This window comes from Anaeromonas frigoriresistens (assembly GCF_016820655.1).
Taxonomy (GTDB): domain Bacteria; phylum Bacillota; class Clostridia; order Tissierellales; family SIT17; genus Anaeromonas; species Anaeromonas frigoriresistens.
Genome location: NZ_WSFT01000036.1, coordinates 214948 through 237299, shown reverse-complemented (window position 1 = coordinate 237299; position 22352 = coordinate 214948). Strand labels below are relative to the sequence as shown.

Below are 22352 nucleotides of genomic sequence, written 5' to 3'. Positions count from 1 at the left end.
ACTTACATTAACTTCTTCTTCTAACTTAGTATCCTGTTCTATTTCAAACTCATCATCTTCCATATCTATATCTAACTCTATAGGCTCTTTAGGCTCTTCAGGCTCTTCTGGTTCTTCTGGTTCTTCTGGTTCTTCTGGTTCTTCTGGTACTATTGCATTGTCTCCACTTGCTGTTGCTGTTCTTGTACTTCCATCTGGACCTCTTAATGTCCACACTAGGTTGTTTCCATCGAACTCTGTTGTAAATACGTCTCTTTGTCTTCCTTCTAGGAATCCTGTCTGTGGAGGTGTTGTTGTTCCACCTGTAGCATTTCCTGTAAACTTACTTAACTCTGCATCTACCTCCATTTCATTCTTATTCTCATATCCCCAATGGGCTGTAAATGTTCCATCTCCATTATCTATTACATATTCTACCACTGGTTTTAATGGCTCATATTCTATTGGTTCTTCTGGTACATCTATTATTGCATTCTCTCCACTTGCAGTTGCTGTTCTTGTACTTCCATCCGGGCCTCTTAATGTCCATACTAATGTTTTACTATTAAATTTTGTAGTAAATACATCTACATGTCTTCCTGGTTCAAAGTCAGCTGACTTTGGTTCTCCTTCTATTACACTGCCAGTAAACTTACTTAACTGAGCATCCACTGTTTCATCATTTTTATTTTCATATCCCCAGTGAGCTATATATTCTCCATTAACTTTTTCTACATATTCTAATACTGGCTTTAATGGTTTATATTCTACTGGATCTTCCGGATCTTCATTTCCTCCATCGTTGTTATTACTATAATAGAAGTTCACATGACTTATATCTTTCATATCTGATGTTTTGGTATCTGATGTCCAATCTTCCTTTACTGATGCTGATATTCCGTTAAAGTTGACTGTATAATAATTTGATCCTTTAGTACCGTCTGGTTTATAGGTATATATATTATTTCCTGCTTTCACTTCTACCTTAATTACAATATAACCCTCAGGCTGAGTATAAGTGTATTCTGAGTCATTATCTGACCAATTGTCTACTTTATCGTATCCATCTTTTCTTTCTATATTATTGTCTAATCCTTTAGCATAGGCTGCTATGCTACCCACCTGCATAAATGTTAATGAAAAAGTTAATACAAAAACTAATAATATTGATAAGCTCGCTCTAATTGATTTCCTCATATTTACACTCCTCTTTAATTTAAATATTATCTACAACGAGTTTTATATGCGGCCGGACTATCATAGATTTCTCTTTAGATTCCCGAGCTTTGCGTCCTTATCTTTCAATAAGTTTGCCAATCATTATTATATTTTCTCCTATCACCCCTTTGCTTAATTTTCTGATATATTCTTATGTAGTATTTAATAGATAAATAATAAAGGCTGCTATGTATATACATAGCAGCCGAACTGTCATAGCTAAAATAACTTTAGACTTCGAGCTTTGCGTCCCTACCTTTCAGTAAGTTTGCCCTTTTTATAATAATTATATTCAATTGTAATTTATTATCAGTATACGTTTAAAAAAATATTATATACCTCTCCTTAAAATATTTAATAAATAAAAAAGGCTGCTATGTAATATACATAGCAGCCCAACTGTCATAGCTAAAATAGCTTTAGACTTGTAACTTTGCGTCCTTATCTTTCGATAAGTTTGCCTTTATATGTTAAATAAAAGTAATATTTAATTGTTAATCTATATATACCACCAATGGAGTTTTCAAAACAATTTTATTTAAATATTTTAAAATTATTTATTATCCATTAACTATTGTTCCACCGTTTACGTGTATCATTTGGCCTGCTATATATGATGAATCTTCTGATGCTAAGAATACATAAGAGGGAGCTAAGTCTATAGGTTGTCCAGGTCTTCCCATAGGAGTTCCATCCCCAAAACCTTCTACATGCTCCTTATCAAAAGTAGATGGAATCAATGGAGTCCATATAGGTCCTGGTGCTACTCCATTTACTCTTATTTTTTTCTTTATTAAGGATTGGGATAAGGATCTAGTAAAGGTAGTTACCGCTCCTTTAGTAGATGAATAATCTAATAGTAAAGGATTTCCTTCATAGGCAGTTATAGATGAAGTATTAATTATTGAACTACCTTCCTTTAAATGAGGAAGCACTGCTTTTACCATATGAAACATACCAAATATATTAGTTTTAAAAGTACGCTCTAATTGTTCTGTACTAATATCTAATATGCTCTCTTTTGGATGCTGTTCTCCTGCATTGTTAACTAATATATCGATTTTTTTATATTCCTCTATAACTTTATCTACAGTACTCTTACAGAATTCTTCTTCTCCTATGTCTCCTGAAATTAGTAAACATTTTTGTCCTAATTCTTCTACTCTTTCTTTAACTTTTTTTGCATCTTCATCTTCTTCTAGATAGATTATAGCTAAATCTGCTCCTTCTTTTGCATAAGCAATAGATACAGCTTGACCTATACCACTATCTCCTCCAGTAATAATAGCTACTTTATCCTTTAGTTTATTTGTACCTATATAATCCTCATCTTCATATATCGGATTAGGGTTCATTTCTTTATTTACTCCCGGTTGCTTATCTTGGTGCTGTGCTGGTACGTTGTTTGGATAATCAAATCTACTCATCAATTCTCCTCCTTTGTTTTTTATCTACATTACATATATTCCCAAAACATTTTATAGAAAACAATTTCTTAACTGATTTTTATTGTTAATAGTAGGGTATTAATGAAGTACATGATATAAGGAGGAATTAATATGTTTGGAATACTTGGTGGGCTTTTATTAGCTTGGCTCCTTTGGTTATTAGGCTTTGCAGGAGTAATAGTTGATGGGATACATGAATTATTCGGATTAAATATATCTATGGCAGGATACTATGTGCTTTTTGGTTTGATAGGACTTATAACAAATCTTATAGCTATGATTACATCAAGAAATAGAGGAGTATAATAAAAAAGAGCCTACTAGGCTCTTTTTTATTATATATATTCTTTTGAATAACAATTAACTACCCTCTATCTACTTCTTTTATTTCCTTCATTATCAAGTCACATATTTCTTTATTTCCTGCAACTATTGATACATCCCTCTTATTTGAGATTTCCGCTACTTCTCCTCCAGATTCTTTTATCATTAGTGCTCCTGCAGCTACATCCCAAGGTTTCAAATTTAACTCCCAATATCCATCTACTCTTCCACAGGCTACATTTGCTAAATCATAAGCTGCTGCTCCCATTCTTCGTATTCCTCTTACTTTTGGAATTATTTTATTGAAATAATTAAGATTATTATCAGGGTTAGTATCTCTATCATAGGGGAAACCAGTAGCTAATAATGATTGTCTCAGTTTATTTTTTGATCCTATCTTTATTTTTTTATTATTAAGATAAGCCCCTTTACCCTTAATAGTACTAAACATCTCATTGAGTATTGGTTCATATACTACACCTAACACTACCTCCCCCCTAAATTCTAAGGCTATTGAAACTGCAAAGATAGGTAATCCTTGAGCATAGTTTGAAGTACCATCTAATGGGTCTATAATCCATAAATAGTCAGAATTAGTTTCATGATACTCCGACTCTTCTGATAATATTCCATGGTCAGGATAATTTTCCTTTATTGCTGAAAGTATAAGCTTTTCTGATAGCTCATCTATCTCTGTAACTAAGTCAACATCACTAGATTTAGTGCTTATTTTTAAGTCTTCTTTTTCATAATTATCTCTTTGTATTTTTCCAGCTTCTAAAGCCCATCTCTTTACTTCTTCTATAGCTTTATTTAAATCAATCATAGAAATCCCTCCGTTTATTCTATTAATTTATTAACGATAAGTTTTCTAATAATATCAATAGGTATTATAATCATAGCCATCGGTATTATCACTAGCCATTCTTTAATAATTAAACCTTCAGTTCTTAATACCGCTCCTCCAATATAAGTCATTACTATTTGAACAATAAAAATCAACCCTACTATCTTTAAGAATTTATCATTCTCCAATATATTATTAAATATATTAATATCTTTAGTTCTTGCATTAAACATATTTAATAAATTTATAAAGATAAAGAACCCAAAGAATCCAGTAAGATAATATATATCTTCATTTCCATTAGGGCCTTGTCTAAATAATCCTTTAATCATATCACTAATTAAGAAAAATATACTTAATCCACCTATTACTATAGCATTGGTAATTATAGAGCTCCACATATATTTATTTATTATAGATTCATCTCTAGTCTTAGGCATTTCATCCATGTATTTATCTAATGGAGGTTCTCCCCCAAAGGCTAATGCAGCAAAGGTATCCATTACTAAATTAACCCAGAGCATTTGAGTCATGGTTAAAGGAAATTCTATTCCTATAAAAGGTCCTACAAAGGCTATTAGTACAGCTGCAATATTCACTGTTAGCTGATATACAATAAACTTTCTAATAGATTTAAATATAGTACGACCATATAGAATAGTCTTTGTTATTGAGTTGAAATTATCATCTAATATAACTATATCCCCCGCTTCCTTTGCTACTTCTGTTCCTGAACCCATAGCAAATCCAATATCTGCTTTTTTCAAAGCAGGAGAATCATTTACTCCATCCCCTGTCATTCCTACCACTTTATTTAAACTTTGAGATGTTTTTATTAGCCTACTTTTATCCGTTGGTAATGCTCTAGCTATAACTTTTATATTAGGTAATTTTTCTTTTAATTCCTGGTCGCTTATTTCATCTAGTTCCTTAGAAGTTAAAACCACATCGTCATCAGATTGGATAATACCTGATTCTTTAGCTATTGCTAAAGCAGTTTCTTTTTTATCTCCAGTGATCATGACTACTTGAATACCTGCTTTTTGAGCTTGCTCAATAGATTTAATAGATTCTTTTCTTACATCATCTCTTATTCCTACAATGCCTACTAAAGTTAAATCATTAGTTACATCATTATCCACTGACTTTTCTGAGGTAGCAATGGCTATTACCCTGATTGCATTATCTGCCATTTCATTTACTTTATCTTGTATTTTATCCCTATCTTCCTTATTCAACTCTTTTTTATTGCCATCTTTATCATAATATTGATCACAACCTTCTAATAATACTTCTGGGGCTCCTTTGACTAAAGTAGTATTATAATCTCCCTGTACTTCTGCAGCTGAATATTTATTCTCACTATTAAAAGGGATCTTATCTACAGTATCTATATCATAATTTTGGGATGAATCACCTGTAAAATGTAATAAAGCTTGTTCTGTAAAGTCCCCTCCTATAGCATCCATTTCTCCTTCATCATTTTCCTCATATACAGCTTCAGTATTCTCTTTAATAGAGACATCTAATAATTTCCTTAATTCATCTGGCACTTCTTCAAAATTTTCATAATTATCTATATTGCCAGTAATAAAGCTTATTACTTCTAACTCTCCTTTTGTTATTGTTCCTGTCTTATCGCTAAATAAAATATTTAATGACCCGGAAGTCTCTATACCTACTAATTTCCTAACTAATATATTATCCTTTAATAATTTTTTCATATTCATAGAGAGTACAAAGGCTATCATCATAGGTAAACCTTCAGGTACTACTACTACTATTATTATTATAGCTAGTATACCGGCAGTGACCACATCATTTATTACAGTGGACATATCGCTAAAATATGAAGCTAAAGATAATCCTTCAGCAATATTATCTAACACAATTTTTTTAAACATAAAAGAAAGGGCTATAAGAATACCACCGGCATATCCAAACTTACTAATTTTGTCTGCTAAATTTCCTAATTTAACTTTCAACGGGGAATCTCTATCTTCTGACTCTAGTTCTTCAGCTAATTGTCCAAAAAATGTATTTTTGCCCACCGTTTCTGCCTCTATTACTGCTTCTCCTTCTACAACTACTGTCCCCCTAAAGACTTTATACTCATCTAAAAAATCAGATTCTTCCTTATCAAACTCATAGTCTCCAGGAGCTTCTTTTTTATCAGCTTCTTCACTTTCACCATTCAAAACTGATTGATCCACACTAAGATCCCCTTCTAAAACTATACCATCAACGGGAATTTTATCCCCGGATTGTAAAAGTATTTTATCTCTCTTTACTATATCTTCTATAGAAACTTTTTCTAAAGAACCATCCCTAAATACTTTACAGGTTATCTGGGAAGCTTGCTCTTGCAATTTTTGAAAAGATTGTTCATTGCTATATTCTGAATAGGTACTAACAAATATAGCAATAACTACAGCTATAGTTATACCTAAAGGTTCATACCATTCTACCTTTCCCCAAAAGAAAAAGCCTACTTCTATTATTAAGGCTACAATTAATATTTTAATAATAGGATCCTTTAAATTATCTGTCAGTTTATCCCAAAAGGATTCCGTTTCCCCCTTTTCTATTTTATTATCTCCGTTATCTTCTCTTGATTTTTCAACTTGTTGAGAGGTTAAGCCGTCAAATTGAGATTTGTTCATATTTCCAACTCCTTATTAAAATCTTATGATTCTAATATACCCAATCTCAGTAAACTGACTCTATTAGCTACAATCTATCTCCATTCTAATTTCTCAAATACCCTATTTGATAAGAATATAAATACACTTATTAATATTGCATTAGATATAAAGAAACCTAGATACATGTATAAAACACCTCCAAAAATCGCTGCTAATATTCCCCCTATTATAAACCCTGGTATTAGTAATACAATAGTTTGTAACATTAAAAAAAGTGGGAATAATGCTTTTTTATCTAGACTATCAGGAAATAATACTCTTATTAAGAAATTTGAAGCTAAATTTAAACCATAAAAACTTATTAAAAATAACCAATATATAAATCCGTTCATAAAAGGTAAATCTGTAATTAATATTAATGGTACATATAATAATGCTCCATTTATCATCATTCTTATAAAGTCTAAGGAACTTATTGCTAAAATCTTTGATATAAAACTACCAGGTATTAAATATATATAAGGTTTAGATAACTCACTATCTCGAGCTCTTCTAGCTGACATAAGGAACATAAAATATGCTAATCCACCAGTTAATGTTGGGATTAGAAATCCACCACTTCTAAATTGGGTATAAAGTCCAATACCTATACCTAATGCTAAAAATGCTAAGGAGGTAATACTTAAGTATTCATGGATATCTGATCTTTTATATTCTACCTTACTTTTCCATAACAATGACCATACTCCATTTTTTCTTCCCTTTACATTTATATTTCCTTTTTTGTTGAAGAATTTTATTTTATTATTACCTTTATCTAATCCTTTTTTCCTTCTCTTTTTAGCTTCTCTTTCCCTGGTGATATCAGCTACATCTTCATAATAATCATCTCCTAATATATAGGCTAAGAATATTAAGATAATTACAGCTAAATAAATAAGTATGGTATATAACATCCTAGTAAAAGAATAGCCTACAATAGGAATCAAAAATGCTTGTCTACTCCATCCTAGAATAGGTATATAATCTAGTCTACTATCATTTAATGTATCTAGAATATTTGATAATAAATTTCCTTCTCTAAAAGTACCTATTAAAATGAACCCTATAAAAATTGATAATAATAAATAAACTATATTATTTATTAGTGTCTTTTTATTATATCTAGTAGATAGGGCAAACAGTGCAAATTTAAGAGGTTCTAAGGTTAATGCAAATCCTACTAAACTCATATATAAATAAGGTAAATACTCAATTTCTATTTCTACCATTTGAATAATAAGAGGTAATACACCTATTACTATAAACCCAACTAATATTAAATTTAATAAAGTCTTTCTTATAATATTGTATAACAATATTTTCTTTGAGGAGACTGGAGCAGGAAACAGAAAGTTTATATCCCCCACATTAAAAAACGTACTAGACTCATGTAATCCTTTAATCAAGTTATATATGAATAATATAGATATCAATACAAAATACCCAGCAGAAATATACTCTATAGCATTTTGTCTCGGAATATCAAATCCTCCAGCATTATCATTGGCTATAATTGAATTAAAAACTAATGAACCTATCCATAATATATAAAGAAGATAAATAATTAATCTTTTTGGATTTCTTTTTATTTCTACTATATGATTTTTTATAGCCCACAGATCCCTTTTTAATAATAGTTTCATACTACTCATCCTTAGTCACCTCTAAGAATACATCCTCTAAAGATACATCAGTATTATTTCCTAGTTTTTTCTTTAAATTATCTACTGATTCATCTGCAATAATAGTCCCTGATTTCATAACTAAAACTCTTTTACATAGATTTTCTATACTATCTAGTAGATGGGTACTAACAAATATTGTTTTCCCCCTCTCACTTAATTCTTTAAATATAATTTTTGTTTCTCTTATTGCTTTAGGGTCTAATCCAATCATTGGCTCATCAAATAAATATAGTCCTGGATCCGGTAGTAGTCCACAACAAATTGATACCTTCTGTTTCATACCCTTAGAGAGTTCTTTAGACAATTTATCTTTTCTATCCCACATATCATACCGTCTTAATAATTTTTCTGCTTTTTCTTCCCAATTACTTACCTTATAAGCATAAGCAATGAATTTTATGTGTTCCCATACTGTTAGCATTTCGTAAAGTTCTGGCATTTCTGGAATATAGGAAAAATTAGACTTTGCATCAACCGAAGTGTTTTTATGTCCATTTATTGTAACATCTCCATATGTAGCCCTTAAAAGTCCTGCTATAGTCTTTATTGTAGTACTTTTCCCTGCTCCATTTGGTCCTAATAACCCTACTATATCACCTTCTTCTAAATCAAAAGAAATATCATTTACTGCTCTTACATTCTTATAATCCTTAAGTAACCCTTTCACTTTAAGCATAATTTACCTCCCAAATAATCTCATGTGTATATTTTAACATATACTATAAGTAAGTTTCCAAAAAAATAAAGGGGATATACATCCCCTCTAAAATCTCTTGATTACTACATCTTCTATTATCATATTCCACATGGATTCATCTTCCATGCCTAATCTCCATAGGGCTATCCCTTTAATGCCTAACTCACTTGCAAGATCTATTTTAGCCTTTATACTTTGGGCATTTTCAAACCACACTTCATGTTCATTACCGTCTTCGTCTGTATAAGCAAAATATGGTGTTTGAGTTTCTTCATCAAATATTACTTCCTTATCATATCTTTCTGCTAGTTGCATTGCCCTATCATAAGTTACATAAGCATTTTTTTCGGTAGTCAGATTAAAATCAAACCCAAAGACAGATACTGCTGCCATAATCTTCTCTTTAGGCATTTTAGTTATAGTATATTTTAGCACCCTATCCATCCATCCAATAGAAACAACTGGTCCTGGCCCACTTCCTGGCCAACCATGCTCATTATATAACATTACATCAAATTCATCTACAGCTTTACCTATCACTCCGTAATCAAAAGGATCTGAAAATGGATTAAAAGGTTCATCACTAACTCTAGATGGGACAGAAGCTGCTAAATAGTAGCCCCTCTCAGATAAAGCTTCTCCTAATTCTATAAAGAACTGTGATAGTTTTTCACTATCCTCAATAGCTACATCTTCTATATCTATATTTACACCGTCAAATCCATAACCTTCTATAAGTTCTATTGTATTTTCAATGAAAGTACCTCTAGTTTCTTCGGTAGCTAACATATTGCTAGTTATTTCTTTAGCTTTCTCTACTCCCCCTGGATATAGAAGATTATGAATTAATGCTAACATTTTAACATTACTTCTATGACCTATCTCTATTACATCCTTCACATATTGATTTGTAAATTCACCAAATTTTACTATTGTAGTAGGATCATCTTCGCTTATTTGGAAAAGAAACATGGGAACATTTGTTAAATCTTCTTTGTGAGCTACAAAAGAATCATAAGAGCTAGGAAGGGTAGGTCCTTCTTCTAAAGTATAATATCCTAATAGAGCAATTATAGGTTTCTCTCTTCCATATACATTTCTATTAACTAAGTCGTTAGATATCCATCCTTCTCTACCATCATATAATTCAATATTTGTCCACTGGTCGTTTATGTCTATTACTGGCAGAGGTGCACCTTCTACCATTTGAGCAATTATATCAAAGTTTGTTCCAGGTCCTAATCTTATATTAGCTACATCAGCTTTCACTATTACTTCTGTATAAAATGGTATTTCTAATCTCTGACCTATTGAGAGATTTGTGCTCTCCAAATTGTTTAATTCTATAAGACTTTCTATAGGTACATTAAGTCTCTGAGATATAGAGTATAAACTGTCTCCAGATTTTACTGTATAGTATGTGATAGGTATTTCTAAAATCTGTCCTGGAAATATATCAGGACTACTCAAATTATTAGCTCTAAGAAGCTCTCTAGTTGATATTCCAAACCTCCTAGCTATTGTATATATACTATCTCCTGGTTTCACTGTGTATTTTATTGTATACATATAAATAAACCATCCTTTCAAACAAAGTCATATATTTCATCATATTCCTTTGTTGAAAGAATGGTTTATATTTTTCTATAATTATTTTAAATCATTTTCAAATAAATTCTTTAATCCTTCGTATGCTTCGTTTTCATCATCGCCTTCAATTCTTATTGTAAGATTATCTCCCTGAGTAGCTCCCATACTCAATATGCCCATTATACTCTTACCATTATACTCTGTATCATCTTTTATTACTACGATATCAGAAGTATATTTAGAAGATTCTCGTATAAATAGACTCGCAGGTCTTGCATGTAACCCAGTTTCATTTTTTAATTCTACTTCCAAATTTCTCATTTAATCTCCTCCCATAAGATAATTTTCTTTTATTTATTCTATCATAAAGTTTATGTCTTATGCTCTTATTTTAGGGAAATTATGAATATTGCATAATAAATTTATATATAATTCACAAATTTATCTAGTCAATTCATAAACTGCTTTTGCATATATTTTTGTTACATCCATAAGTCTATCTACTTCTATATATTCATTAGCCTGATGCTCTACTTTTTCTTGTCCTGGGAATATTGCTCCAAAAGCTACACAATTATCCATTGACCTAGCATATGTAGCGCCTCCTATAACTAATGGTGTAGAGTCCAATTCGGTTTCTTCTTCATACACTTTTCTTAATGTCTTAATTAATTCATGATCTTTTGGTACATATAGAGAATCTAAGTAATCAAACTCTTCATATTTAAGATCATAATCCTTTATTTTTTCTTTGATATTTTCTACAATATCACTCTTTTCTTTCGTAACTGGAATTCTAATATCCACAGATACTTCTTCCATATTCTTATCAAGGTTTATCATTCCTATATTAAATGTAATTTTTCCAGAAGGCTCATCTTCACAGTTGCCAAATATATTCTTGCCATTATAATCTTCACCAACTACTTCTGCTATAAATTTAATAGCTTTACTATTAATGCCTATATTATCTAGTGCAATACATAATCTAGCTATAGCATTTATTCCATTATGTGGTTGAGAAGCATGGGCTCCTTTTCCTATAACATATATAGACTCTTCATCCTCTTCATATTCAAAACCTAATTTATCTAATTCCTTTTTAAGTTCACCTTTATCTTTTCCATTATATTTACTTTTATCAGGTACTGCATTAAACGCATTTCCTGATGATAGATTCACATCTGAACCAACATCGGATACTAACTTAGCTTGTAATAAACCTTTTTCTGCATGAATCATCGGAAATTCAGCATCAGGAGTAAATCCAAATGTAGGAATCTCTTCATTATCCATATATTTGCTTATTCCACCCCAAAGATTTTCTTCATCTGTACCAAAAATGAATCTAATTCTCTTATTAAATTTAACTCCTGAATCCATCAATGCCTTAACTGCATATATTGCTGCCAGGGTAGGTCCTTTATCATCTTGAGTTCCTCTACCATATAATTTTCCTTCTCTAATTTCTGCATTAAAAGGATCAGAGTTCCAGTTTGTAATTTCTCCAGCAGGAACTACATCTAAATGCCCTAATATTCCAAGCATTTCTTCTCCTTCTCCTATTTCAGCATATCCATAATATCCTTCTTCATCATAGTGAGTTTTAAATCCTAAGCTTTCACATATCTCTAATGTTTTCTTTAGTGCTTTATCAATGTCTTCTCCATAAGGATATTCTTTACTATTTTCGTCCTTAACACTTGGAATATTTACAACTTTAATAATTGAGTCTATCATCTCATCTTTTAGTTCTTCTACTCTTTTTTTATAATCCATAATATACCTCCTCGTTTTCTACTATATATTTTTACCCAAACTTTATATTTATAATTGTATTAGATAAATTAATTTTTATCAAAACAAATTATTTACTCATAATATTTTCTTCTTGTTTAAAATTATTTTTTTTGGTTATATATTTATTAACACATTGAAATATTTAAATCGATTTAAATAGATTATTATTGTTTATTTCGTAGGAGGTGTAGTAGATGTTAAAATGGGCATTAATATTTTTAATAGTTGCAGCTATTGCAGGATTATTTGGTTTTAGAGGTGTAGCTAGTACTTCTGCTTCAATAGCTAAAATATTATTTATTATATTTGTGATTTTATTTGTAATAGCTCTTATTTTTGGATCTGGAATATTTTAGTTAGTATCAACTACATAATTGTAGTATAATATAACGAGGGCTTAGGCTCTCGTTATATTGCTATTAAAGGGGGAATCTGGTTGAGATTTATGCCAATATCTTTCGTCAAAGAAGGAACAATATTAGGAAAAGATATATACGATGAAAAAGGACGAATTTTATTATCAAAAGGAACGGCATTAAGAGATAGATATATAAAAAAAATTAAGTCATTAGGTATATACTCTATATATATAATGGATGAATATTCAAATGTTGAACTTAACGATGTAATTACCCCTCAAATAAGAAGTAAAGCTATTATTACTCTAAAGAAAACCTACCATAATTTTCAACAAAACTATTCTCAAGATGATTCTTATACAAAGAAATCTGTACAAGAAGCTAATGAAAATATTTCAGATATATCTTCAGTTGCTGAAGATATTCTTGATGACATATTGTCCCAAAAGCATGTAGTTGTTAATCTTATAGATATAAAAAGCACTGATAATTATACTTATCAACATTGTCTTAATGTATCTATACTTTCAATAATTTTAGGTTTAGAGTTAAAGTTAGATACTAAACATCTCAAACACCTTGCCATAGGATCTTTACTTCATGATATTGGTAAAACTTTAATCCCTGAAAGTATTTTGTTGAAAGAAGGACCCTTAACTGATGAAGAATTTGAAACAATGAAATCCCATACTAAAAAAGGTTATGATTACCTTAAAATAAGTAAAGATATCCCTTCTCCAGCTAGAGTTATAGCAATCCAACACCATGAAAAAATAGATGGTTCTGGATATCCTAATGGACTAAAAGAAGACGAAATATATATGCTTTCTAAGATTGTTGCAATTGCTGATGTATATGATGCTCTCACTTCTGATAGACCTTATAGAAGAGCTATGAGTCCTAATGAAGCATTAGAATATTTATATGGTAATTGTTCTACTCAATTCGATATGAAATTAGTTAAGAAATTTTCTAATAGAATCATTCCCTACCCTATAGGCACAATGGTAAAATTAAGTAACAAAAATATTGGTGTAGTTAAAGATATAACTAGCGGATTTCCATTAAGACCAAAGATAGAACTCTTATCTACTAATACATTAATAGATTTGATGATAGAAAAAAATATTGTGATCGAAAACATTGTATATAATTATGAAAAGGAGGCCTAATAGCCTCCTTTTATAATTCAACTTTTTTCAATATACTTTCTTCTCTTTTGTTTACATCTGAGAGCTTATCCATTTCTTCTGTTACTTGTTTTATAAATTCTTCATCTTTTATAGATATTAAATTAATCTTCACATTATACAATGCCGATAATACAGCCGTCCTTGCTAACATTGTTGCGACCAAACCATCCGTTACTGCATTTTGATTGCCCTTAATAACTACTTTTTCTGATATATCAAGAATTTTATATGAATTTTTAGCTATTTCTAAAGGAATTAGAGCTGCATTTTTTAATTCCTTTTGAATTAGTTCTTTCCTAGTATTTTTTTCTTCATCAGTCTCCTTAGGCAATTTAAAAGCAGCCATCACTCCATTAAAAGACTCTGAGTCACGATCTATATCATTTAGAAACTTCTTTCTCATTTCCATTGCAATTTTTTTTATTTCTTCCATTTCTTCATTAACTTCTTCATACTTTTTCTTACCTACTGTAAGATTAGATACCATTTCAACTAAACTAGCAGATAAAGAAGCAGTTAATGCCGCTGCACTTCCTCCTCCCGGGACAGGTGAGTTTGAACCTGTTTTTTCTAAAAAATCTTTTAAGTTTAAATCTTGTAACATAATAATCCTCCTTTGTCTTCTTTGCTATATATTATATTACCATTTTTTATCACCTTTTCTACTGTACTCACTCCAATATGATAAGGAATGTAGTTGTATGAAGGAAATTCATGTATGACTAAATCTGCTTTTTTTCCAACATCTATACTCCCAATTTTATCAGCTTTATCTAAAGCAGCAGCTGCATTTATTGTTAATGCATTTATAGTCTCTTCTGTAGTCATATTCATATATAATGTAGCCAAAGCTATTATTAATGGTATAGACTCTGTAAAGCAGCTTCCCGGATTCATATCTGTTGCTAGTGCAACAGCACATCCTGCATCTATAATATCTCTAGCCCTGGCATACTTTTCTTTTAAACTAAAGGCAGTACCTGGTAATAATGTTGCTACTACATTATTTTTTGCCATTAACTTTATTCCTTCATCCGATGCTTGTAATAGATGATCTGCTGATATAGCCTCCAATTCTGCAGATAATTCTGCCCCTCCTAAAGGTACAATTTCATCAGCATGGAGTTTCGGTTTTAGTCCAAATTCTTTAGCTTTGCTTAATAATTTTCTAGATTGTTCTATAGAAAAGACATTATCCTCACAGAATATATCACAGAACTCTGCTAAATTTCTTTTTGCCACTTCTGGAAGAACCTTCTCTATTATATAATCTATGAACTCATTTTCTCGCCCTTTATATTCTTTAGGAACAGCATGGGCCCCTAAAAATGTAGTTGAGATATCTAAAGGATGTGTTTCGTTCAATTTTTTCATAGCTTCTAATTGCTTAATCTCAGTATCTAAATCTAGACCATATCCACTTTTACCCTCTACAGTGGTCACTCCAAAGGATACCATTGAATCTAGTCTTTTCATTCCTGCCTCTATTAATTCTTCTAATGTAGCTTCTTTTGTAGAATTAGTACTATTTACTATCCCACCACCACGATTCATTATCTCCATATAATTGACTCCTCTAAGGCGCCACCCATATTCTTCTGCTCTATAACCTCCAAATACAAAATGAGTATGAGGATCAATAAATCCCGGTAATACGCATCTATCCTTAGCGTCTATTATATCAATTTCACTTGTATCTATTTCCTTTAATACTGCTTCATTATTCCCCACTTTTTTAATGATTCCATCCTCTATTAATATAGCTCCATCATTAATAATATGTAAATCAGACATTTCTTTTCCTTTTTTTTGTTTAAATCCACTACACGTGACTATCTCATTTACATTTTTTATTAGAAGTCTTTTACTCATCTTTTCCCTCCTTTGAGATAATAAGTATAAGGGACTAAAAAGTCCCTTATACTTACTCCATCATTCTAGATTCTAAGACTTGATCCATAGAAAAATCTTCTACTCCTAAATAATATACTGCAGTATCAACTAAGGCTTCCATAGGAACTAATCCTATTATTTCACTACCAACCACATTAACTCCATACCTCCTTGCTTCTACTCTTATTAATTCAAATGATCTATATAAAGCTGTTTTTGTAAAATTAGTCATATTCATAGAGACTTGAACTATTCCTCTTTCATTTAGTTCTATTCCTATAGCTTTACAATATCTTAATCCACCACCACTATGTCTTACTTGCTTTGCTATTTTATTTGCTATATCAATGTTATCTGTGTCTAAATTAACATTGAATGCCACTAAAGGCATACGGGCTCCAACTGCTGTTACTCCTGCTGTGGGATGAATATCGGAAGGTCCGAAATCAGGATTCCATTCTTCTTGTTTTATTTTTTCTTTCATTCCTTCAAATTGTCCTTTTCTTACCTTGGCAAGATTTGTTCTATGACTAGCTGATGCACTTTCTTCATATAAGAATATAGGAAGATTGTACTTTGTAGCAGCTTCTTTAGCCACCTCTTTAGATAATTCAATAGCTTCTTCCATTGTAACATTCTTTATAGGTATAAAAGGGACAACATCAATAGCTCCCATTCTAGGATGTTGACCTTCATGTTTAGTCATATCTATTTCTTCTATAGCAACTCCCATTGCTTCAATTACTGCTTCTTTAACTTTTTCTGGTTCTCCTACTAAAGTTACCACCATTCTATTATGATCTTCATCCCTTTGATAGTCTAGTAGTTTAACTCCATCCTTTCCCCTAAATGGATAAACTATTTTCTCTATTCTATCCAAATCTCTTCCTTCACTAAAATTAGGTACACATTCAATTATTTTCTTCATTTAATTCATCCCCCTATTAGTTTTTTTATTAAATACTCTTTCCACTAAATCCTTAACAAGTTCCTCATTGGCAATATATGGTATCGTTATATGGTCCTCTCCCTTTCTCATGTCATTATATTCAACACAAGTAGTTATGGAGTTTTCATTTCTGGCCCAAGCTCTTCTTGCAACCCCTCCCATAACATCCCAAGGAATTGCTCTCTTGATAATATTATCTACTCTTTGACTTCCATCTAGTACTAAGCCAAACCCACCATTGATTGATTTACCTATTCCTACTCCCCCACCATTATGTAGGGCTATTAAACTCATGCCTCTAGCTGCATTACCGGCAAAACATTGAGTAGCCATATCAGCCATAATATTACTACCATCTTTAATATTAGAAGTTTCTCTAAATGGGGAATCTGTTCCTCCCGTATCATGATGGTCTCTTCCTAGCATGATAGGTCCTATCTCGCCTTTTCTAACCATCTCATTAAACTTGAGAGCTATATTCATTCTTCCTAAGGCATCTTGATAAAGGATTCTTGCTTGAGTTCCCACTACTAATTCATTTTTATCTGCATCCTTTATCCACATATAATTATCTCTATCTTGAAATCTTCTATTAGGATCTATACAACCCATAGCAGCTTTATCTGTCTTTAATAAATCCTCATGCTTACCGCTTAAACAAACCCATCTAAAGGGACCATATCCATAATCGAATAATACTGGACCCATTATATCTTCAACATAAGATGGGAAAATAAATCCATCTCTCTCATCTTCACCATTTTTACATATTTCCTGTACTCCAGCATCATATACTGCTTTCATGAAGCTGTTTCCATAATCAAAGAAATAAGTTCCATTATTAACTAATTTTTTTATCATTTCATAATGTTTTTTTAGTGTCTTATCTACTAACTCTTTAAACTTCTGCTTGTTATTGCCTAACATCTCTGTTCTTTCTTCAAAAGTCAATCCTACAGGACAATATCCACCATCATATACCGCATGGCATGATGTTTGATCTGATAGCATGTCAATCTTTATATCATTATCTGCGGCATATTCTAATAAGTCTACTATATTACCATGGAATGCAATAGCAGCTGATTCTTTCTTTTGTTTATATTCTTTGGCTATTTCAAAGGTTTTTTTAGGATCACATATAATCTCCGTTACCCATCCTTGATCATATCTTGTTTTAATTCTAGATTCATCCACTTCTGCTATTATACCTACTCCTCCAGCTATCTCAATAGCTTTTCCTTGAGCTCCACTCATTCCACCTAGCCCAGAGGTTACAAATAAATGGCCAGATAAGTCTTTATCTTCCGGTATACCTAGTTTATCTCTACCAGCATTAAGTATGGTACTATATGTACCATGTACTATCCCTTGAGGACCTATATACATCCATCCTCCAGCAGTCATTTGTCCATAATTAGCCACGCCTAGAGCCATTGCTCTATGCCAGTTTTCTTGATCATCAAACATACCTATCATAAGAGCATTAGTTATTATGACTCTAGGAGCTTCTGGCGAGGACTTAAATAACCCCAAAGGATGACCAGATTCTATAACTAAAGTTTGATCTACAGTCAGTTCCTCTAAATATTTCATTATAAGTCTATATTGCATCCAATTTTGACATACCTGTCCAGTCTCTCCATAGGTAACTAACTCATAAGGATAAAGAGCGATATCAAAATCTAGATTATTATCAATCATAACTTGAAATGCCTTTCCTTCTATACATTTCCCTTTATATTCTTCTATTGGTTTCCCTTTTAGATTTCCTTCTGGTCTAAATCTATAACCATAAACCCTACCTTTAGTAACTAATTCTTCTAAAAGTTCTTCTGCTAATTCCTTATGCAACTTTTCCGGGATATACCTTAAAGCATTCTTTATGGCTAGCTCTGTATCCTTTTGACTTAGATTAAAATCTCTTTTTGGTGCTCTTCTTATTCCTTCAATAAATTTTGTTTTTTTAGGTAGCTCCTTAATATCTAATTTTATTTCCATAGAATTAGATATGTCTATATTATTTAGCAATTAAATTCCCCCTTTAATATACTTAAATAAAATTAAAATAATCCACTAATGTCGCCTTCATCAGAGATATGCATATTGTTAGCTGCTGGTATCTTAGGAAGTCCAGGCATTGTCATTATATTTCCTGTAAGGGCAACTAAAAATCCTGCTCCATTTGATGCCTTTATTTCTCTAACTGTTATTTTAAACCCTTTAGGCCATCCTTTTAAAGATGGATCATCTGATAATGAAGACTGCGTTTTTGCCATACATATAGGCAACTTATCATATCCTAAATTTTCTATTTCCTTTATTTGTTTTTCACAAGCCTTGGTGTATTCAACACCATCTGCTCCATAAATTTCTTGAGCTATTCTTTCTATTTTATCTTTAATTGATTCATTTTCACTATATAAAGGACTAAATTCAGAGGTTGTATTTTCTACTATCTCTACAACCTTTTTAGCTAGATCCATTCCACCTTCTCCACCTTTTTCCCATACCTCTGATATTACTACTGGTACTTCTTCCACTTTACACCTATCGTATAAAAGTTCTAATTCCTTCTCTGTATCCGATGGGAATTTATTTATAGCTACTACTACCGACACATCAAATTTCTTTATATTTTCTATATGCTTCTGAAGATTTTTATACCCTTCTTCTAAAGCTTGTAGATTTTCGTGATTAAGTTCAGTTTTATCTACACCACCATGACTTTTTAGGGCTCTTATAGTGGCTACTATAACTGCACAATCAGGCTTAAGATCAGCATATCTACACTTAATATTAAAAAATTTCTCCGCTCCTAAATCTGCTCCAAACCCAGCTTCTGTTATTGTATATTCCCCGAGTTTCAAGGCTATTTTTGTAGCCATTACACTGTTGCATCCATGAGCAATATTTGCAAAAGGTCCACCATGAATAATAGCTGGGGTATTTTCAATTGTTTGTACTAAATTAGGTTTTATCGCATCTTTTAGTAATATAGCTAATGATGAAGTTGCTTTTAAGTCATCACAAGTTATAGGCTGTTTATCATATGTATAGGCTACTATCATTTTTGAGAGACGATTTTTTAAATCCTCAAGACTTGTAGCTAAGCATAATATAGCCATTATTTCTGAGGCTACTGTTATATCAAATCCATCTTCTCTAGGTACTCCATTAGACTTACCACCAAGACCAACCACAATATTTCTTAAAGCTCTATCATTCATATCTAGTACTCTTTTCCATACTATTTTCCTTGTATCAATATTAAGATCATTTCCTTGATGAATATGATTATCTAATAATGCTGCTAATAAATTATGGGCTGTCGTAATTGCGTGGATGTCCCCAGTAAAGTGAAGGTTTATATCTTCCATCGGTAATACTTGAGAATATCCTCCACCAGCTGCTCCACCCTTTATACCAAAACAAGGACCTAAAGAAGGTTCCCTTAAAGTAGTTATGGCTTTTTTTCCTATTTTATTAAGACCCATAGAAAGTCCTATATTAGTAGTAGTCTTCCCTTCACCTGCAGGTGTCGGATTAATAGCAGTAACTAAAACTAATTTTCCATTAGGTTTACTCTCAAGTCTATCTAAAATATCTAAAGAAATTTTTGCTTTATATTTCCCATAGAGTTCTAGTTCATCCTCCATTAAATCTGATTCTTTAGCTATTTCAAATATAGGTTTGATTTTTGCTGCCTTTGCAATATCAATATCACTAGGTATCTTATTCATCTAATCCCTACCTTTCTATAATTAAATCTATATTTTTAATTATATAATAAAAACCATTTTAAATCGTCCCATTTTTATCAATATTCTAAATAATTAAGAAATTGTAAAATTATTTATATATATATATATCTAGTTATTTCTTATATATATATTGATTTCAACCTCTTTTACCTTTATATAGTTCTATAATACTATTGAATTTATGTTTAAAATTTTAGGTACAGGGCAAATATATATTGAAAAGCTTTTCTATATCATAGTGTGTCTAGGAGGTGATAGGTTATTGAAAATATGATATTGTCCGTTAGACTTAAGAAACTCATGAGCCTATCGGTAACTCTAGTGACAGATAATAGTTTCATTTATTATTAGATTGAATTTAGCTTTAAAAATAGGCAAGGTAATTGTTTAACCAATTAAAAATACTAAAGATTATGAGGAGATGATTTACAAATGAAAAAGAAATTAATGTTATTATTATTAGCTCTAGTTCTTACTTTTAGTGTTGTAGCATGTGATGATGGTGAAGATATGGATGGTACTGAAGATATGGAATTAGAAGAAGATATTGATGAGCCTGAGGACTCAGAAGAAACTGAAGAAAATATGGACAATACAGAAAATACAGAAGAAGAAACTGAATAATATTAGGCATAAAGAAAGGAACTCTTAAGAGCTCCTTTCTTTATGCCTAATATCTATATATTGCTGCTATTTTTTCTCCACCTGGAACTTGACCAAAATTTACTGCATATACTTTTCCACCATTTAAAATAGTATGAACTGCAGCGAAATTTAGTAACTCATCACTATTGTCTCCTTCTTCATCATGAATATTTGCTTGATTGAATTTTGGATGGAATTCACCCCATACTTTATCACTAACTGAAACAAATAATGTATCTACTTTTTGGAAATATGCTGCTGGTACAACTTCTCTAATATTTTTAGAAGTTTTCTCTGTATCTTCTAATTCTTTAAATTGTCCTTGAGCTTCTCTTTGTTCATTTTTAAATATAGGCTCTAGTATTTTCCACGCTTCTTTGTGAAGTTCCTTATCTGTTTTATGCTCTGGATTCCCTGATATATTTCTTTCTATAAAGTTATTATAATGATTCGCTTCTTTGTATATTGGGAATAAATAATCCACTCCTGCAAATACTAAAGGATAATTTTCATCACCAAAGAAGTCTCTAAGTCCTTTATCTACCTGCTGAAAATATCTTAATAATTGATTCTTTTCATCTTGATCCCCTGCTCCATTGCCATGGTAAACTACTGAATCAGATCCATTATTTCTATTACCTGCTGTATTAAATTGTAACTGTTTCTCAAATTCGTCATATTTTAATGCTTCTTTTAGACTAGTAGTGACATTTTCTAAATCTAATTCACTAATACTATCTCTTGTACCTTGTAATAATCTTATATTATTCTGACTAACTGCTAATATATAAAATAGGCCATCACCAGTAAATAAAGGTAGTAAGGGCTTGATATGAAATTTGTCAGAAACTACTACTGTTTCATTAAACTCTATAGGTAATCTATAATAATCAAAAGTATTATCTGATATAAATATGGCTAATCCATCAGTATGTTTTAACCAAAAATTTGTATCTTCTACAAACTTCCCTGCTGGACTTAACAATTCTTTAATTTCTTTTTCTTTTAATCCATAATCTTTTAAGTGATTTTCAGCTTCTCTTAAAGCATTTTTTAATTTTACTTGTCCTTGTTTAGCATCTATCCTAGCCTGTACTGTTGGTATATAAATTGACACCGAACATTTGCTTTCTTTTTCAATAAGATTTCTTAATTCATCTCTTGTTAATAAATCCATTATATACCTCCTAAAGTATTTAATTTATTTTTCTTCTATAACTTTTTATACCCCATGATTAAATCAATAAACTATACACTTATGGTACACTCATTTA

Annotated in this window: 19 protein-coding genes and 3 riboswitches; of the genes, 4 read left to right on the top strand and 15 right to left on the bottom strand. The window is 31.1% G+C overall.

Going from position 1 to position 22352, the window contains the following annotated elements; translation table 11 throughout:
* Both GOQ27_RS09660 and GOQ27_RS09655 read right to left on the bottom strand, forming a co-directional pair.
* Nucleotides 1–1176: hypothetical protein (locus tag GOQ27_RS09660; protein WP_203366640.1), on the bottom strand; the 1176-nt coding region annotated here is incomplete at its 3' end.
* A 44-nt stretch (nt 1177–1220) separates the two neighbouring features.
* A riboswitch (cyclic di-GMP riboswitch) is annotated at nt 1221–1304 on the bottom strand.
* Between the two features lie 90 nt (nt 1305–1394).
* A riboswitch (cyclic di-GMP riboswitch) is annotated at nt 1395–1480 on the bottom strand.
* A gap of 103 nt (nt 1481–1583) precedes the next feature.
* Nucleotides 1584–1669: riboswitch (cyclic di-GMP riboswitch) on the bottom strand.
* Nucleotides 1670–1757: 88 nt separating this feature from the next.
* Nucleotides 1758–2624, bottom strand: coding sequence for an SDR family oxidoreductase (locus GOQ27_RS09655; RefSeq protein ID WP_203366639.1), 867 nt, complete (start codon nt 2622–2624; stop codon nt 1758–1760).
* A 132-nt stretch (nt 2625–2756) separates the two neighbouring features.
* Between GOQ27_RS09655 and GOQ27_RS09650 the strand changes: the two genes are divergently transcribed.
* The gene (locus GOQ27_RS09650) at nt 2757–2951 is read left to right on the top strand and encodes a hypothetical protein (RefSeq protein WP_203366638.1); all 195 of its coding nucleotides are present in this window, start codon (nt 2757–2759) and stop codon (nt 2949–2951) included.
* 58 nt (nt 2952–3009) lie between these two features.
* Here GOQ27_RS09650 and GOQ27_RS09645 read toward each other — a convergent pair whose 3' ends face one another.
* The 7 genes from GOQ27_RS09645 to pepV form a co-directional block, all read right to left on the bottom strand.
* Nucleotides 3010–3795 carry an inositol monophosphatase family protein gene (locus tag GOQ27_RS09645; RefSeq protein ID WP_203366637.1) on the bottom strand — a complete coding sequence of 262 codons (786 nt, stop codon included), beginning with the start codon at nt 3793–3795 and terminating at the stop codon, nt 3010–3012.
* A 14-nt stretch (nt 3796–3809) separates the two neighbouring features.
* Nucleotides 3810–6479, bottom strand: a complete 2670-nt coding sequence (locus GOQ27_RS09640) for a calcium-translocating P-type ATPase, PMCA-type (RefSeq protein WP_203366636.1) — start codon at nt 6477–6479, stop codon at nt 3810–3812.
* A 74-nt stretch (nt 6480–6553) separates the two neighbouring features.
* Entirely contained in the window at nt 6554–8146 is a 1593-nt protein-coding gene (locus GOQ27_RS09635) for a putative ABC exporter domain-containing protein (RefSeq protein ID WP_203366635.1), read from the bottom strand.
* A 1-nt stretch (nt 8147) separates the two neighbouring features.
* A complete protein-coding gene (locus GOQ27_RS09630; RefSeq protein ID WP_203366634.1) occupies nt 8148–8864 on the bottom strand; it encodes an ABC transporter ATP-binding protein in 717 nt (238 codons plus the stop codon).
* Between the two features lie 87 nt (nt 8865–8951).
* Nucleotides 8952–10454, bottom strand: a complete 1503-nt coding sequence (locus GOQ27_RS09625) for a LysM peptidoglycan-binding domain-containing protein (protein ID WP_203366633.1) — start codon at nt 10452–10454, stop codon at nt 8952–8954.
* A gap of 81 nt (nt 10455–10535) precedes the next feature.
* Nucleotides 10536–10796, bottom strand: coding sequence for an HPr family phosphocarrier protein (locus tag GOQ27_RS09620; RefSeq protein WP_203366632.1), 261 nt, complete (start codon nt 10794–10796; stop codon nt 10536–10538).
* A 120-nt stretch (nt 10797–10916) separates the two neighbouring features.
* Nucleotides 10917–12254 carry a dipeptidase PepV gene (gene pepV, locus GOQ27_RS09615; RefSeq protein ID WP_203366631.1) on the bottom strand — a complete coding sequence of 446 codons (1338 nt, stop codon included), beginning with the start codon at nt 12252–12254 and terminating at the stop codon, nt 10917–10919.
* 215 nt (nt 12255–12469) lie between these two features.
* On the opposite strand from pepV, the gene GOQ27_RS09610 reads away from it, so the two are divergent.
* Nucleotides 12470–12631, top strand: a complete 162-nt coding sequence (locus tag GOQ27_RS09610) for a DUF1328 domain-containing protein (protein ID WP_203366630.1) — start codon at nt 12470–12472, stop codon at nt 12629–12631.
* An 89-nt stretch (nt 12632–12720) separates the two neighbouring features.
* Complete coding sequence (locus GOQ27_RS09605; protein WP_252187799.1) at nt 12721–13806, top strand: HD-GYP domain-containing protein; 1086 nt, start codon at nt 12721–12723, stop codon at nt 13804–13806.
* A gap of 10 nt (nt 13807–13816) precedes the next feature.
* Here the strand turns inward: GOQ27_RS09605 and GOQ27_RS09600 are convergent, their stop codons facing one another.
* The 5 genes from GOQ27_RS09600 to GOQ27_RS09580 are packed head-to-tail and all read right to left on the bottom strand — an operon-like array spanning nt 13817 to nt 20412.
* A complete protein-coding gene (locus tag GOQ27_RS09600; RefSeq protein ID WP_203366628.1) occupies nt 13817–14431 on the bottom strand; it encodes a cyclodeaminase/cyclohydrolase family protein in 615 nt (204 codons plus the stop codon).
* Nucleotides 14416–15699: an imidazolonepropionase gene (gene hutI / locus GOQ27_RS09595; RefSeq protein ID WP_203366627.1), complete on the bottom strand. Its 1284-nt coding sequence runs from the start codon at nt 15697–15699 to the stop codon at nt 14416–14418. Before hutI ends, GOQ27_RS09600 begins: the two co-directional genes overlap by 16 nt.
* A gap of 52 nt (nt 15700–15751) precedes the next feature.
* Nucleotides 15752–16648, bottom strand: a complete 897-nt coding sequence (ftcD, locus tag GOQ27_RS09590; protein ID WP_203366626.1) for a glutamate formimidoyltransferase — start codon at nt 16646–16648, stop codon at nt 15752–15754.
* The gene (locus tag GOQ27_RS09585; protein ID WP_203366625.1) at nt 16649–18700 is read right to left on the bottom strand and encodes a urocanate hydratase; all 2052 of its coding nucleotides are present in this window, start codon (nt 18698–18700) and stop codon (nt 16649–16651) included.
* A 32-nt stretch (nt 18701–18732) separates the two neighbouring features.
* Entirely contained in the window at nt 18733–20412 is a 1680-nt protein-coding gene (locus tag GOQ27_RS09580; protein WP_207751293.1) for a formate--tetrahydrofolate ligase, read from the bottom strand.
* A gap of 453 nt (nt 20413–20865) precedes the next feature.
* Here GOQ27_RS09580 and GOQ27_RS09575 point away from each other — a divergent pair, with 453 nt between their 5' ends.
* Nucleotides 20866–21057 (top strand): hypothetical protein, encoded by a 192-nt coding sequence (locus tag GOQ27_RS09575; protein WP_203366624.1) that lies wholly within the window; start codon nt 20866–20868, stop codon nt 21055–21057.
* A gap of 46 nt (nt 21058–21103) precedes the next feature.
* On the opposite strand, the gene GOQ27_RS09570 is transcribed toward GOQ27_RS09575, so the two are convergent.
* Entirely contained in the window at nt 21104–22255 is a 1152-nt protein-coding gene (locus GOQ27_RS09570; protein WP_203366623.1) for a baeRF7 domain-containing protein, read from the bottom strand.
* Between the last annotated feature and the right edge of the window lie 97 nt (nt 22256–22352).

Bases quoted from the DNA above. Each gene is read 5' to 3' on its own strand.
- GOQ27_RS09580 (WP_207751293.1), bottom strand. From the start codon at position 20,412: ATGAATAAGATACCTAGTGATATTGATATTGCAAAGGCAGCAAAAATC.
- GOQ27_RS09645 (WP_203366637.1), bottom strand. From the start codon at position 3,795: ATGATTGATTTAAATAAAGCTATAGAAGAAGTAAAGAGATGGGCTTTA.
- ftcD (WP_203366626.1), bottom strand. From the start codon at position 16,648: ATGAAGAAAATAATTGAATGTGTACCTAATTTTAGTGAAGGAAGAGAT.
- GOQ27_RS09570 (WP_203366623.1), bottom strand. From the start codon at position 22,255: ATGGATTTATTAACAAGAGATGAATTAAGAAATCTTATTGAAAAAGAA.
- GOQ27_RS09610 (WP_203366630.1), top strand. From the start codon at position 12,470: ATGTTAAAATGGGCATTAATATTTTTAATAGTTGCAGCTATTGCAGGA.
- GOQ27_RS09620 (WP_203366632.1), bottom strand. From the start codon at position 10,796: ATGAGAAATTTGGAAGTAGAATTAAAAAATGAAACTGGGTTACATGCA.
- GOQ27_RS09600 (WP_203366628.1), bottom strand. From the start codon at position 14,431: ATGTTACAAGATTTAAACTTAAAAGATTTTTTAGAAAAAACAGGTTCA.
- GOQ27_RS09635 (WP_203366635.1), bottom strand. From the start codon at position 8,146: ATGAAACTATTATTAAAAAGGGATCTGTGGGCTATAAAAAATCATATA.
- GOQ27_RS09630 (WP_203366634.1), bottom strand. From the start codon at position 8,864: ATGCTTAAAGTGAAAGGGTTACTTAAGGATTATAAGAATGTAAGAGCA.
- hutI (WP_203366627.1), bottom strand. From the start codon at position 15,699: ATGAGTAAAAGACTTCTAATAAAAAATGTAAATGAGATAGTCACGTGT.
- GOQ27_RS09650 (WP_203366638.1), top strand. From the start codon at position 2,757: ATGTTTGGAATACTTGGTGGGCTTTTATTAGCTTGGCTCCTTTGGTTA.
- GOQ27_RS09625 (WP_203366633.1), bottom strand. From the start codon at position 10,454: ATGTATACAATAAAATACACAGTGAAACCAGGAGATAGTATATATACA.
- GOQ27_RS09605 (WP_252187799.1), top strand. From the start codon at position 12,721: ATGCCAATATCTTTCGTCAAAGAAGGAACAATATTAGGAAAAGATATA.
- pepV (WP_203366631.1), bottom strand. From the start codon at position 12,254: ATGGATTATAAAAAAAGAGTAGAAGAACTAAAAGATGAGATGATAGAC.
- GOQ27_RS09640 (WP_203366636.1), bottom strand. From the start codon at position 6,479: ATGAACAAATCTCAATTTGACGGCTTAACCTCTCAACAAGTTGAAAAA.
- GOQ27_RS09575 (WP_203366624.1), top strand. From the start codon at position 20,866: ATGAAAAAGAAATTAATGTTATTATTATTAGCTCTAGTTCTTACTTTT.
- GOQ27_RS09655 (WP_203366639.1), bottom strand. From the start codon at position 2,624: ATGAGTAGATTTGATTATCCAAACAACGTACCAGCACAGCACCAAGAT.